The sequence below is a fragment of the Polaromonas sp. P1_F8 genome (assembly GCF_056405635.1).
Genome location: NZ_JBFUBS010000002.1, coordinates 579,501 through 593,287, shown reverse-complemented (window position 1 = coordinate 593,287; position 13,787 = coordinate 579,501). Strand labels below are relative to the sequence as shown.

Annotated in this window: 12 protein-coding genes; 8 read left to right on the top strand and 4 right to left on the bottom strand. The window is 63.5% G+C overall.

Annotation, left to right across the window (positions count from 1 at the left end):
* The first annotated feature begins 246 nt into the window (after positions 1 to 246).
* Positions 247 to 1,209, top strand: a complete 963-nt coding sequence (locus tag AC1D1J_RS11655; protein ID WP_477342354.1) for an amidohydrolase family protein — start codon at positions 247 to 249, stop codon at positions 1,207 to 1,209.
* A 21-nt stretch (positions 1,210 to 1,230) separates the two neighbouring features.
* On the opposite strand, the gene AC1D1J_RS11650 is transcribed toward AC1D1J_RS11655, so the two are convergent.
* Complete coding sequence (locus AC1D1J_RS11650; RefSeq protein WP_477688435.1) at positions 1,231 to 2,424, bottom strand: XylR family transcriptional regulator; 1,194 nt, start codon at positions 2,422 to 2,424, stop codon at positions 1,231 to 1,233.
* A gap of 155 nt (positions 2,425 to 2,579) precedes the next feature.
* On the opposite strand from AC1D1J_RS11650, the gene xylA reads away from it, so the two are divergent.
* From xylA to xylB, 7 genes are read left to right on the top strand one after another with little or no spacing between them, the layout of a single operon-like run.
* A complete protein-coding gene (gene xylA, locus AC1D1J_RS11645) occupies positions 2,580 to 3,905 on the top strand; it encodes a xylose isomerase (RefSeq protein ID WP_477688436.1) in 1,326 nt (441 codons plus the stop codon).
* Positions 3,906 to 3,928: 23 nt separating this feature from the next.
* Entirely contained in the window at positions 3,929 to 5,416 is a 1,488-nt protein-coding gene (locus AC1D1J_RS11640; protein ID WP_477694763.1) for a sugar ABC transporter ATP-binding protein, read from the top strand.
* Complete coding sequence (locus AC1D1J_RS11635) at positions 5,397 to 6,413, top strand: ABC transporter permease (protein ID WP_477694762.1); 1,017 nt, start codon at positions 5,397 to 5,399, stop codon at positions 6,411 to 6,413. The genes AC1D1J_RS11640 and AC1D1J_RS11635 overlap by 20 nt, the downstream gene beginning before the upstream one ends.
* Positions 6,414 to 6,468: 55 nt before the next feature.
* On the top strand, positions 6,469 to 7,431 hold the full coding sequence (locus AC1D1J_RS11630; protein ID WP_477688438.1) for an ABC transporter substrate-binding protein: 963 nt from the start codon (positions 6,469 to 6,471) through the stop codon (positions 7,429 to 7,431).
* 7 nt (positions 7,432 to 7,438) lie between these two features.
* Positions 7,439 to 8,464 carry a sugar phosphate isomerase/epimerase family protein gene (locus AC1D1J_RS11625; RefSeq protein WP_477688439.1) on the top strand — a complete coding sequence of 342 codons (1,026 nt, stop codon included), beginning with the start codon at positions 7,439 to 7,441 and terminating at the stop codon, positions 8,462 to 8,464.
* On the top strand, positions 8,461 to 9,615 hold the full coding sequence (locus tag AC1D1J_RS11620; protein ID WP_477688440.1) for a Gfo/Idh/MocA family protein: 1,155 nt from the start codon (positions 8,461 to 8,463) through the stop codon (positions 9,613 to 9,615). The genes AC1D1J_RS11625 and AC1D1J_RS11620 overlap by 4 nt, the downstream gene beginning before the upstream one ends.
* Positions 9,616 to 9,618: 3 nt before the next feature.
* Positions 9,619 to 11,088, top strand: a complete 1,470-nt coding sequence (xylB, locus tag AC1D1J_RS11615) for a xylulokinase (RefSeq protein ID WP_477688441.1) — start codon at positions 9,619 to 9,621, stop codon at positions 11,086 to 11,088.
* An 85-nt stretch (positions 11,089 to 11,173) separates the two neighbouring features.
* Here xylB and AC1D1J_RS11610 read toward each other — a convergent pair whose 3' ends face one another.
* Genes AC1D1J_RS11610 through AC1D1J_RS11600 form a run of 3 tightly spaced genes read right to left on the bottom strand, consistent with a single transcriptional unit; the run spans position 11,174 to position 13,758 of the window.
* Positions 11,174 to 11,878 carry an SDR family oxidoreductase gene (locus AC1D1J_RS11610; RefSeq protein WP_477688442.1) on the bottom strand — a complete coding sequence of 235 codons (705 nt, stop codon included), beginning with the start codon at positions 11,876 to 11,878 and terminating at the stop codon, positions 11,174 to 11,176.
* Positions 11,879 to 11,923: 45 nt separating this feature from the next.
* Positions 11,924 to 12,925 (bottom strand): NADP-dependent oxidoreductase, encoded by a 1,002-nt coding sequence (locus tag AC1D1J_RS11605; RefSeq protein WP_477688443.1) that lies wholly within the window; start codon positions 12,923 to 12,925, stop codon positions 11,924 to 11,926.
* Complete coding sequence (locus AC1D1J_RS11600; protein ID WP_477688444.1) at positions 12,922 to 13,758, bottom strand: oxidoreductase; 837 nt, start codon at positions 13,756 to 13,758, stop codon at positions 12,922 to 12,924. The genes AC1D1J_RS11605 and AC1D1J_RS11600 overlap by 4 nt, the downstream gene beginning before the upstream one ends.
* Between the last annotated feature and the right edge of the window lie 29 nt (positions 13,759 to 13,787).

Here is a 13,787-nt window from a genome sequence, read left to right as displayed (position 1 = left end):
GTGTTGGTTGGTCAGGCCAATATTGACACATATGTAATATTGGTCTTACCCTGATCTGCGATCCTGCCGGAGACGTGTCACCGTCCAATGGCGTCTCGATCAGCGTCAACACTGTGTCAGCCATCACTGACTTACCGTATGACAGGGTTCGTTCCGGAACACCCATCAACCCGACAAGGAGGAGACCATGAAGGAGACAGTAAGCAAAGGCCTGAGGCACTGTGCGGCAGCAGCGGCGGCGCTGGCATGACGTGGCTCGCAACGGCGCGCGGGGGGCGTGGCGCCGTCGATCAGGCGCTGCTGGCTGCGATCGAATCCGCCGAACGCAACGCCTCGTCCGGCAAACGGCCCATCGTCGAGACACATATTCATTTCTGGCAGATGACGCGGCCCGGCGGTGTGCCATGGCCCACAGCAGTGGAAGGGCCGATCTTCCGCGACGTGCTGCCGCCGGAGTACAGCGCATTCGCCAGATCCCAGGGCGTGGTGGCGGCCGGGATCGTGGAAGCGAGCGGCATTGTTCAGGACAACCAGTGGGTCCTCGATCTCACCAAGAACGATCCGTTTTACGCGTTCTTCGTCGGGAATCTCGAGATTGGCGCGCCGAACTTTTCCGCTGACCTCGCGCGTTTCGCAGCTGACCCGCGCTTTGTGGGAATCCGCGGCTATCTCACCGGCCCGGCTGAGGGCATCACGCTCAGCGCGGCACAGCTCACCAGCCTGCGCGACCTGGCAGCGCGCGGTATGACGCTCGACATCATCAGCCGGGGGACCAGGAACCCGAAGAGCCAGGTGCAGGCGCTTTGTACCGCGGTGCCCAATCTGCGCGTCATCATCGACCATTTGGGCGGCGCAACCGGGCCGGCGGTGGACCCCGCCTGGGCGTCCGACGTTCGTCGCCTCGCCAGCGACTGCCCGAATCTGTACATGAAGTTTTCGTCGTTCTATGACATGTACGCTCCCGGCGACGTGGTTTTTCCGTCTCCCACCGACCTCGCTTCGTACAAGCCGCAGTTCGACGTGCTGATGTCCGCGTTCGGCAAGGACCGCCTGATCTGGGGCAGCAACTGGCCGGTAATCACCCTGCACGGGACTTTCGAAGCCCAGATCGCTGTCGCCGAGGCGTATCTGGCCCCGTTCGGTGCCGGCGTGCGCGACAAAGTGATGTTCAAGAACGCCCTCGCGTTCTATCGCCGGCACAAGGCGTAGCGGACCGGAGAAACTGCCGGCTCAGCTCCGACGGCTTTCCCGCCACGAAGCCGGCGTTGCTCCCAGTTCCCGTTTGAACACTGTATTGAGGTACTGGACGGAACGAAAGCCGCTCGCCCGCGCGATGTCATCGATGCCCATTTGCGTGTTGCTGAGCAACTGAAAGCAACGCTGCAACTTGTACAGCAGGATTTCGTCGTGGACGGAGCGCTTCAACTCGCGGCGAAAGTACATCTCCAGCGATGAGCGCGAAAGCCCCACCGTTTCGGCAACCTGCTCCGTCTTGATGCCCTGGCAGGCGTATTGACGGATGTAATGGAGAGCGCGCATTACGGTTGCGCTGTGTTCGACGTCGCGCGCGGTGGACGCGCGCGAATGCACGCCGGCTGGGGGCACGACCACACGCACGTCGTTCACCGGCGAGCCGCTCAGGGCCTGGTGCAACAGGTGCGCCGCGCGATGGCCCATTTCGTGGGTTCCCTGGCTGACCGAGCTGAGCTGGATTCTCGTCAGGTGTTGGCCCAGTGTGTCGTTATCGATCCCGATGATGGCGACTTCGTCGGGAACTGCGATTGCACCGACGATGCAAGCCTGCAGCACCTGCCGTGCACGCGCGTCCGTGACGGCGACTATGCCAACGGGCTTGGGCAGGCTTTGCAGCCAGGAGAGCAGTTTCCTTGTCGCGCTGCCCCATGTGGGCGCGCTGGTTGCCAGGCCCCGGTGGATCTCACCAGCCAATCCGTCGCGGGCAAGCCGGTCGGTGAACGCTTTTTCGCGCTCCTGGGCCCAACGGTTGAGCGGCGATTCCGGCAGGCTATAGCAGGCAAAGCGGGAAAGTCCGGACTCCACCAGGTGGGTCAGCGCGTGCGAGACCAGTTCGCGGTTGTCCGTCGCAACGTAGGGCACATTGACGGGGTAGCACGCGGGATCCTCGTAGGAACCCCCGACGGCGACGACAGGTACGCGTACTCCTGTGAGAGCGTGCGCCACGGCCGGATCGTCGTAGTCCGCGATGATCCCGTCGCCGTCCCAATCGTGAATGCCGTCAAGCCGAAAGCGGAAATCCTCTTCAAGGAAGAGATCCCAGGCGACCCGCGTGTGGTTCACATAGTCGCCGATGCCCGTGATGATCTCACGGTCGTACACCTTGCTCGCATGGAAGAGCAGTGCCACGCGCAGCACAGTGGGGCCACTTTGACGTATTGACGATTTCATGGTCGGGTCGGTTGACCATGAGGATACCGGCATATCGGGCAGATTGCTGCGCTGCAGAAAGCAATTTCGCAAGCCGCCCTCGCAAATTTCGCAATCGCGGGCGGAGGCCCGCGGTTCTAGGATGGTGCCATTGGAAGCTGTTACCCACCACAAACATGAACTTTCTCGAATCCATCGCGCCCGTACGATATGAAGGTCCGCAGGCCACGACGCCGTTGGCCTACCGTCACTATGACGCCAATGCAATCGTGCTGGGCAAGCCGATGGCACAGCACTTGCGGCTCGCCGTCTGCTACTGGCACACCTTCGTGTGGCCCGGCAGCGACGTCTTCGGACAAGGCACGTTTGCACGGCCCTGGCATACCGGTGGTGACGAGTTGACGATGGCGCGGAAGAAGGCGGATGCGGCCTTTGGCCTGATTTCCCGGCTCGATGTCCCGTTCTACACTTTCCATGACACCGATGTGGCGCCGGAAGGCGCGAACCTGGCCGAGTACCGCAGCAATCTGTCCGCGATGGTGGACGTGCTCGCGCAGAAGCAGAAAGAAACCGGCATTTCGCTGCTATGGGGGACTGCCAACCTGTTCAGCCATCCCCGCTACGCAGCCGGCGCAGCGAGTAACCCCGACCCCGACGTCTTCGCGTACGCGGCGACGCAGGTTTTCAGCGCACTCAATGCCACGCAGCAGCTTGGCGGCGCCAACTACGTGATGTGGGGTGGCCGTGAAGGCTATGACACTCTGCTCAATACTGATTTGCAGCGCGAGCGCCGGCAGCTGGGTCGATTCATGCAATTGGTGGTGAACCACAAACACAAGATCGGCTTCAAGGGGCAACTGCTTATCGAGCCCAAGCCGCTGGAGCCGACCAAGCACCAATATGACTTCGACAGCGCCACTGTGTATGGCTTCCTGAAGGAATTCGGCCTGGAAAAAGAGATCAAGCTCAACATCGAGGCCAACCACGCCACGTTGGCGGGCCACAGCTTCCAGCACGAGATCGCAACCGCCGCCTCCCTCGGAATCTTCGGCAGCATTGATGCCAACCGTGGCGACCCGCAGAACGGATGGGACACCGACCAGTTTCCCAACAGCGTGGAGGACCTTACGCTGGCACTCTACGAAGTCTTGCGCGCCGGTGGAATCGGCAGCGGCGGGTTCAACTTCGACGCGAAAGTGCGGCGTCAAAGCATGGACCCGGTTGATATTCTGCACGGGCATGTGGGTGCGATCGATGCGCTGGCGCTGGCGCTCAAGAGCGCCGCGCGTTTGATGGAGTCCCGCGAGCTCGAGCAGTTTCGCCAGCAGCGCTACGCGAACTGGGACGGTGAACTGGGGCGGCGCATCATCACGGGCGACATGAGCCTCAGCCAGCTCGCCGAACATGCCTTCGTCAACGATCTTCGACCCAAGCCTGTGAGCGGCCGTCAGGAGTGGCTGGAAAACCGGGTCAATGCCGCGATCTTCGCTGGCGCGGCCTGAAGAACCGAACGCAGGAGCACTCAGTGAGTTTGACGGTCGGCTTCAAGGACGTGAGCAAGAGCTTCGGCCCCGTGCAGGTACTGCATGGGGTCAGTTTCGAACTCGCGCCGGGCCGGGTGTACGGGGTGCTTGGAGAAAACGGTGCCGGCAAGTCGACGCTGATGAAAATCCTGGCCGGCTACGAGGCCGCCAGTGAGGGCGTGGTGGAGGTGGGCGGGCATGTCGTGCGTTTCAAGGGGCCGCGCGAGGCCGAAGCGGCCGGTGTGGTGATGATCCATCAGGAATTCAACCTTGCTGATGACCTCACCATTGCGCAGAACATATTCCTCGGTCATGAGCGCAAGCGTTACGGGCTGCTGGACGAAGACCTGATGGCCAGGGAGGCGGGCGCCGCATTGCGTCAGGTTGGCCTGAATTGCAGCCCCGCGCGCCGCGTGGGCGACCTCATCGTGGCCGAGAAACAGCTGGTGGAGATCGCACGCGCGCTCAGCCGGCGCGCGCGCGTACTGGTGATGGACGAGCCCACCGCCACATTGACGCCCTCCGAGACCGAGCGCCTGTTTTCCCTCATCGGGCAACTGAGAGCGGCAGGCTCCACCATCCTTTATATTTCCCACAAGCTGGACGAAGTCGAACGCATCACCGACGAGGTGGTCGTCATGCGCGATGGGCGATTCGTGGCTCGGCGGTCCACGCAGAGCGTGACACGCCAACAGATGGCCAGCCTGATGGTGGGGCGTGAACTGGCCGATCTTTTTCCGGGCAGGCTTCCCGTGGCGGCCGGCGCGCCCGTCCTGCTGGACGTGAAAGGACTGACCGTGCCCGGGTGGTGCCACGACGCAAGCTTCCAGGTGCGCGCCGGGGAGGTGCTTGGCTTTGCAGGGCTGGTCGGTGCGGGCCGGACCGAGCTGTTTGAAGGGCTCCTGGGGTTACGCCCCTCCAGCGTGAAATCTGTGCAGGTAGCAGACAAAACCTGGGTGCGGCGCAATCCGCGTTCGGCCGCACGGCTGGGTCTCACATATCTCAGCGAGGACCGCAAGACGCGTGGCCTGCACCTGCGCATGGGGCTGGCGCAGAACCTCACGCTGATGGCGCTGGAGCGTTATGCGAAGCCGCTGCTCGACCCGCAGCGGGAACAGGCAGCCCTCGTGGCCGCGACCACGGCATTTGGCATCCGCACGCAACGCTCTGACATACCGGCTTCCGCACTGTCCGGCGGCAACCAGCAGAAGCTGGCGCTCGCGCGGGTGTTACACCCCGATCCCAAAGTCGTGGTGCTGGACGAACCGACACGGGGAGTTGACGTCGGCGCCAAGCGCGATATCTATTTCCTGATCCAGCGGCTGGCCAGCGAAGGCCGCGGGATCATCGTCGTGTCCTCCGAGCTGCTCGAGCTGATCGGGTTATGTCATCGCGTCCTTGTGATGCGCCAGGGAAGGCTCACTGCAGAGCTCGCGCAGGACCAGCTGTCCGAAGAACTGTTGATTGCCCATGCAACTGGAACCCACTGATACCGCCGCCGCTCCTGTGCCTGTCGCCAGGCCGATACTGCGCAAATGGCCCTCTTTCACGGGAGCCGGGCCACTGGCCGGGTTGGCACTTATGTGCATCGCGGGTGCGATTCTCAACGAGAACTTCGCCAGCCTCGACAATGCGATGAACGTGCTCACCCGCACGGCTTTCATCGGAATCATCGCGGTGGGGATGTGCTTCGTCATCATTTCCGGCGGCATCGATCTTTCGGTGGGATCCATGGCCGCGCTGATTGCGGGCAGCACGATCCTGCTGATGAATGCGACAGCAGGCGCCGGCTGGAACCCCATGGCGGCCGTGGTGACCGGCATGGCCTTCGCCGTCGTACTTGGCGCACTGTTCGGCCTGGGCCACGGGCTGCTCATCAGCAAGGGCCGCATCGAACCTTTCATCGTGACGCTGGGAACGCTGGGCATCTTCCGCGCGTACCTGACCTACTTCTCCAACGGCGGCGCCATCACGCTCGACGGTGCACTGGTCGATGTCTACAGCCCGGTGTATTACGGCAGCTGGCTGGGGGTGCCGGTGCCCGTGTGGGTATTCGCCGCTGTCGCTTTGCTGGGAGGCCTCGTTCTCAACCGCACTGCCTTTGGCCGTTACGTTCAGGCCATCGGTTCCAACGAGCAGGTTGCGCGCTACGCGGCCGTCGAGGTGGACCGCGTCAAGGTTCTCACATACATGTTGCTGGGCATTTGCGTGGGTATTGCCACCGTGCTCTATGTGCCGCGCCTGGGTTCGGCTTCGCCGAGCACCGGGCTGCTGTGGGAGCTGGAAGCCATCGCTGCGGTCATCGTCGGAGGCACTGCCTTGCGTGGCGGCGCCGGCGGCATCACCGGCACCGTAATCGGCGCCGTGCTGCTCTCGGTGATCGGCAACATCCTCAACCTGACCAGCATCATCAGTGTGTACCTGAACGCGGCGGTGCAGGGCTTCGTGATCATCGCCGTCGCGTTCTTCCAGCGCGGGCGCAAGTAACCGGTTCCCCACAGGTGGCAAGGCTGCCGTTTCTCACAACATAAGGAGACAAACCATGAAATCACTGATAAGTCTGATGGCCGCAGGCGCCACAGTTCTCGCGGCGCTGGGTGCGGCACCCTCCGCCATGGCCCAGGGCAAGCCCCACATCGGCGTCTCGATACCGGCCGCCACGCACGGCTGGACGGGCGGGGTCGTGTACTGGGCCAACCGGACCAAGTCCGAGCTGGAAAAGCAGTACCCGGGCCTGAAAGTCACCATCAAGACGGCCGGGTCTGCTTCGGAACAGGCGAACCAGGTACAGGACTTGCACACAGCCAACAAGATCGACACCCTCGTGATCCTGCCATTCGAGTCGGCGCCACTCACGCAACCGGTCGCGCAGGTCAAGGGCAAAGGCGTGTACGTCACGGTTGTCGACCGCGGCCTGACGGATGTGAGTGCGCAGGACGCCTACGTTGCCGGCGACAACCCCGGCTTCGGCAAGGTATCGGCGGAGTACATGGCCAAAGCCCTGGGCGGCAAGGGTAACGTCGTAGTACTGCGGGGCATTCCCACGGTCATCGACAACCAGCGCGTGGACGCGTTCACGGCTGTGATGAAGAACTATCCCGACATCAAGGTTCTGGATGCCAAGCACGGCAACTGGAACCGCGACGATGCCTTCAAGGTGATGCAGGACTACCTGACCCGTTTCAAGCAGATCGACGCCGTCTGGGCCTCGGACGACGACATGGCGGTCGGCGTGCAAAAGGCAATCGCGCAAGCCAAGCGAACCGATGTCAAGCTCGTGCTGGGCGGCGCGGGTTCCAAGGACTACATCAAGAAGGTCATGGACGGCGACAAGATCGTGACGGCCGACGTCACCTACTCGCCCGCCATGATTGCCGATGCGATGAAGCTCACGGCTGCCGCGCGGGTGAAGGGTGAGAAACTGCCTGCCACCACCATCATCCCGTCGGTGCTGGTGACCAGGGAAAACGCCAAGCAATACTACTTCCCCGATTCCCCATTCTGAGGCAGCCATGGCAAGACCTGTCACTCTTTTTACCGGGCAATGGGCGGACCTGCCTCTCAAGGAGCTGGCACCCCTGGCACGCAGCATGGGCTACGACGGCCTGGAACTGGCATGTTGGGGCGACCATTTCGATGTGCAGGAGGCCCTGGCGAGCGATCGCTACGTGCAGGACCGGCGCGATCTGCTGGAACAGCACGGGCTGCGCTGCTTCGCCATCGGCAACCACCTGGTGGGCCAGGCGGTGTGCGACCTCATCGACGAGCGGCACAAGGCCATCCTGTCGCCTCAAGTCTGGGGGGACGGCGATCCGGAAGGCGTGCGGCAGCGCGCCGCGCGGGAAATGCAGGACACCGCGCGTGCCGCCGCCAAGCTGGGCGTGAAGGTGGTGACGGGCTTCACCGGCTCGTCCATCTGGCATTCGCTGTACGCGTTTCCGCCCACTTCGCAGGAGTATTGGGACAAGGGCTTCGTCGACTTTGCCAACCGGTGGAAACCCATCCTCGATGTGTTCGAGCAGTGTGGCGTGAATTTCGGGCTGGAAGTGCACCCCACGGAAATCGCCTTCGACATCGCTTCGGCGCAGCGCGCCATCGAAGCCGTGGGAGGTCACAAGCGTTTCGGTTTCAACTTCGACCCCAGCCACCTGGGCTACCAGGGCGTGGACTACGTCAAGTTCATCCGGACATTCGGCGATCGCATCTATCACGTGCACATGAAGGACGTGTGGTGGGGCCGGGGCGACGGCACCGTGGGGGTCTTCGGCGGGCACACCAATTTCGGTGACGCGCGCCGCCACTGGGACTTTCGCAGTGTCGGGCGGGGACAGATCGACTTCGAATCCATCATCGTTGCACTCAACGACGTGGGTTACAACGGACCGCTGAGCGTCGAGTGGGAGGACAGCCGCATGGACCGCGTGCACGGCGCTACTGAAAGCGCGGCCTACAGCAAGCGGCTGGACTTCAAGCCGGCCGCGGGAGCGTTCGACGCCGTGTTCGACAAGGCCAAGCAGGGTGGGATGGCGGGCTCATGAGAAAACTGCGCTATGCGATGGTGGGCGGCGGGCAGGGTGCTTTTATCGGCGCTGTGCACCGCAAGGCCATGGCGCTGGATGGGCAGATGGAGCTGGTGGCCGGTGCGCTGTCCTCGGATGCTGAGCGCGCGCGCGCGTCGGGCCGCGACCTCGGCCTGCGGGATGAACGCAACCACGGCCGCTGGGAAGACCTGCTGGAAGGCGAACTGCGGCGCAGCAAGGATGAGCGCATCGATTTCGTTTCCATCGTCACGCCCAACCATGTGCATTTCCCCGTCGCCCGCGCGTTCGCCGAGGCGGGCATCCATGTGGTGTGTGACAAGCCGCTGGTCCATACCTGCGAGGAGGCCGCCGAGCTCGTTCGGGTTGTCAAGCGCAGCGGCTCCATCTTCGGTGTCACGTACAACTACACGGGCTATCCCATGGTGCGCGAGGCGCGTGACATGGTTGCGCGCGGCGCGATCGGCGTGGTGCGCAAGGTCATCGTCGAATACAACCAGGGTTGGCTTGCCACCCACCTGGAGGCAAGCGGGCAGAAGCAGGCCGACTGGCGGACGGACCCGGCGCGCAGCGGCGTGGCCGGCGCCATCGGCGACATCGGCTCGCACGCGGAGAACCTTGTGGCGACGGTGACGGGGCTGGAGCTGGAAAGCATCTGCGCGGACCTCACCATCTTCGTGCCGGGCCGGCGCCTTGACGACGACGGCAATGTCCTGCTGCGGTTCAAGAACGGCGCCAGGGGCGTGCTGATCGCGTCCCAGATCGAGGTGGGCTGCGAGAACGACCTGCGGCTGCGCGTGTTCGGCACCACCGGTACGCTGGATTGGCGCCAGGAGGAGCCTAACCGGCTGCTGCATGCCCCCATCGACGGCCCGGCCCGCATGTTGACGCGGGGCTCTCCGTGGCTCGGTGAGGCGGCTCGCCGCGCGACACGACTGCCCACGGGGCACCCCGAGGCCTTTATCGAAGCCTTTGCCAATGTCTACCTGGGAGTGGCTGCGCACATCCGCGCGCTGCAATCTGGCAGTACACCGGATTCGCTGGACGCCGACTATCCCCGCCTCGAAGATGGCGCCCGCGGTGTGCGGTTCATCGAGAAGGTGGTGCAGTCTGCGGCCAGTACGGCCAAGTGGACGCCGTTCGAGGACTGACCGATGTTCATGGGCATTGATCTGGGCACCTCCAGTGTCAAGGCGGTCGTGCTGGACCGTGGCCACCGCCTGGTGGCCAGCGGCTCCGCGCCGCTGACGGTGGATGCACCCCATCCCTTGTGGCGTGAGCAGCATCCCGCTGAATGGTGGCGTGCGTGCGATGCAGCCGTGGGCGCCGCGTTGCAGGAATTGCTGCGCGGCGGCCGCACAGGCAGCGAGATCGAGGCCATCGGCCTGACCGGGCAGATGCACGGCGCGACCCTGCTGGATGCGCGCGGTGAAGTTCTGCGGCCGGCCATCCTCTGGAACGACGGCCGGGCGGCGGCAGAATGCGCGGAACTGGAGCGGGCGGTGCCGCGGTCACGCCAGATCACCGGCAACCTGATGATGCCGGGTTTCACGGCGCCCAAGCTGCTTTGGGTATCCAAACACGAGCCCGGCGTGTTCGACCGGGTCCGGCAAGTACTGCTGCCCAAGGACTGGCTGCGCTGGCGCCTGACCGGCGACTATGCGACCGACCTGTCCGACGCGTCCGGCACACTGTGGCTGGATGTGGGCAGGCGCGAATGGAGTGACGAACTCCTGGCCGCTTGCGGCCTGTCCACCGCGCACATGCCCAGGTTGCACGAAGGCCCGGAGGTTACCGGCACCCTGCTGCCCGAGGTCGCGCAGCATTGGGGCTTGCGCGAAGTGCCGGTGGTAGCCGGTGCCAGCGACAACGCCGCGGGAGCGCTGGGCGCTGGAGTGGTGAACCCGGGTGAGGCGATGCTGTCCCTGGGAACGTCCGGTGTGGTGTTCGTGGCCACCGGCTCTTTTGTCGCCAATCCGCAGCAGGCGGTGCACAGCTTCTGCCACGCGCTGCCGCAGGCCTGGCACCTGATGTCCGTGATGCTGTCGGCCGCCTCGTGCCTCGAATTCACAGCGGGACTACTGGGAGAGCGCGACGTGGCCGTGCTGCTTGCGCAGGCAGAGCAGCGCGGCCTGCGAGAAGATACGCCGTTGTTCCTGCCTTATCTGAACGGCGAACGCACGCCGCACAACAATCCGCATGCCAAAGCCGTGTTCTTCGGCATGCACGCAGGCACGCAGCGCGAAGACATCGTGAACGCCACGCTCGAGGGTGTGTGCCTGGGCATGGCGCAGGGGATTACCGCGCTGCAGTCGGTCCAGCCTGGCCTGGCGTGCGTCAGCCTGATCGGTGGCGGCTCGCGCAATGCCTATTGGGCTCAGATGTTGGCCGACGCTACCGGCCTGCAGGTAGTCCGGCATGCGGATGCCGAGGTTGGCCCATCACTGGGCGCCGCCCGGCTGGCCTGGCTGGCCTGCGACCCGGGCGAAGCGGCGGGAATATTTCGTGCACCAGAGGTGACTGACGTATTCGAGGTGCGAGCGGCCGAACGCACGCGAATGCAGGACCGCGCCGACCGGCTGGCAGGGCTGTACAACAGCCTCGTGCCTCACTTTCAGCCATAGAAAGTGGAGTCGCCACCCGCGTGTTGGCGTGGCGATGGCATCTGTCACAACCTGCAGGCGCAGATGGTCCGGCCAGGCTTCGAAGTCAGGATGCCTGCGGAAGGTAGCTGGGCCTGACCGCTGTCATCCCGGCTTTGACATGTTGGGTGATTTCATCGGCCAGCACTTCATCAACCCCCGATTCGAGTCCGTCGAGCGCACGCTTGACGATGTCTTCAGGGCTGGACTTCGGAACCTCGAAGCCGCGCGTGAGGTCGGTATCTACATAGGCCATGTGCAGCCCCAGCACCTGCGTCTTTTGCGCCGCCAGTTCACTGCGCAAGGCATTGGTGAGCGACCAGGCTGCGGACTTGCTGGCTGAGTAAGCTGCCAGCTCACCGCCGTTCACCCACGAGGCCACCGACAACACGTTGAGCAGGGCGCCGCCGCCGTTGCCTTTGAGAACCGGCGCGAAGGCCTTGCTCATGCGCAGCACGCCGTAGACGTTGGTCTCGAAGATGCGCCGGGTGGTGTCTTCACTGTCGGCCGCCAGAAAGCCACCCGGCTGGGCAATGCCCGCGTTGTTGATTACCAGCGTGACATCCGGCGCCAGTGCGGCGGCGGCCGCCACGTCTTCGGGCCTGTTGACGTCGAGCCGCAGGGCCTGCACTCCGGGCAGGGTGACGGTTGCGGGGTCTCGCGCGGCCGCGTAGACCTTGCGGGCACCGCGGGCGAGCAGCTCGCGCGCGAATGCCAGGCCGATGCCGCGATTGGCACCGGTGACGAGAACAACAGCGTTTTTGATTTGCATGAGAAAACTCCAATGGGTGGGAAAAGCTGATTAGGAAAAACAGGCTCACTTGACCTTGATGACGACCTTGCCTTTTGCACGGCCCGCCTCGACGTAGGCCAAGGCCTCGTTGGTTGCTTCGAACGGAAAGACCCGGTCCATCACCGGACGGATGGCTCCAGCATCGAAGAGCCGCGTGATCTCGCGCAGTTGGCTGCCACTTGCCTTCATGAAGAGGAACGCGTAGTCAACTCCGCGGCCCTTTGCCCTGCGCCGGATGCCTGAACTCAGCATGCGCATCACCAGCTTTACAAATGCAGGAGCACTGCTTTCCTTGCCGAATGCGGGATCAGGTGGGCCGGAGATGGAGATGAGTTTCCCACCGGGCTTAAGCACACGCAGTGACTTTTCCAACGTCTTGCCGTCCTGGCTGTTCAGCACGACGTCGTAGTCGCGCAGGAGATTTTCGAAATCCTGCGTCTTGTAGTCGATCACGATGTCCGCGCCCAGACTCTTGACGAGCGCGACATTGGCCGTGCTCGTCGTCGTGGCAACGGTGGCGCCCAGATGTTTCGCCAACTGGATGGCAAAGGTGCCAACGCCTCCTGAGCCAGCCTGGATGAAGACCTTCTGCCCTTTTTTCAGCTTGGCCTTCTCGACCAGTGCCTGCCAGGCCGTTAAGGCCACCAGCGGGATGGACGCGGCTTCTTCCATCGTGAGCCCCGCAGGCTTGAGCGCCAGGGATGCCTCTTTGACGGGGACAAATTCCGCAAACGTGCCAATCCGGAAATCATCGGACCGCGCATAGACTTCATCGCCCGGCTTGAATTGCCGCACGCGCGGGCCAACCTTGACGACCACTCCGGCAACGTCGTGGCCCAGGATGAGAGGCAGGCGATAGGGCAGGATGAGTTTGAACTCGCCGTCGCGGATCTTGAAGTCCAGCTGGTTCACACCAGCGGCATGCACCTGGACCAGGACCTCGTCATCGCGCAGCTCCGGGCTCGGCATGTCCGTCAACCGCAAGCTGCTCTTTTTCCCATAACGTTCAACGATGAATGCTTTCATGATGTTTTCACTGTTGGCATCACGTCGAGCCGCAGATCTTTTCGAATCCCGGCATCCACCAGACCCGCAGGCGCAAATGTGCGGAGAAATCGCAGGCGACTCGCGAGTCCGCCAGCGGTGTATCGGAGTTTCGGGTGAGCGGCACTGGCAGCTTTCAGCACGACGTCAGCCACGACGCCCGGCTGTTCCGCAGTTGCCATCACTTCCTTCACGCGCTGGCTCACGGCAGCGCGAACCTCGCGGTACTCATTGAGCTGAGCGTCGGGTTCCAGGAAGTTCGCGTCGAACGGCGTCTTCGTGTATGCAGGCTCGATGACCGAGACCCGGATGCCCCTGGTGCGTAGCTCATGGTCGAGCGACTCGGAGTAGCCTTCGATCGCATGCTTCGTCGCCGCATACAGTGCCCCGTACGGCATTGGCAGGAAACCAAGCACCGAGCCGATGTTGATGATGCGTCCCGCGCCCTGTCGGCGCATGTGCGGCACGACGGCGCGCGTCATCCGGACGATCCCGAAGAAGTTGGTGTCGAAGATAGCTTGAGCCTGCGCGATCGAACTCTCTTCCGCACCAGCTGGAGCGACCCCGAAGCCGGCATTGTTGACGAGCAGGTCTATGCGGCCTTCCAGCTGAATCAGCTTCTGAACTGCAGCCTCGACCGACTCGTCCTGGGTCACGTCCAGAGACAACATGTCGAACGGTTGCCCGCCGGGCTGGCCGCCGCGCCTGCTGGTGCCGTAGACCTTGTAGCCGGCTTTTGCAAGCCGCTCAGCAGTCTCCTTGCCGATGCCTGAGGAGGCGCCCGTCACGAGTGCAATTTTGTTTTCAGTAGCCATGGTGTTTCCTTCGGGGTGTAGATACGGGA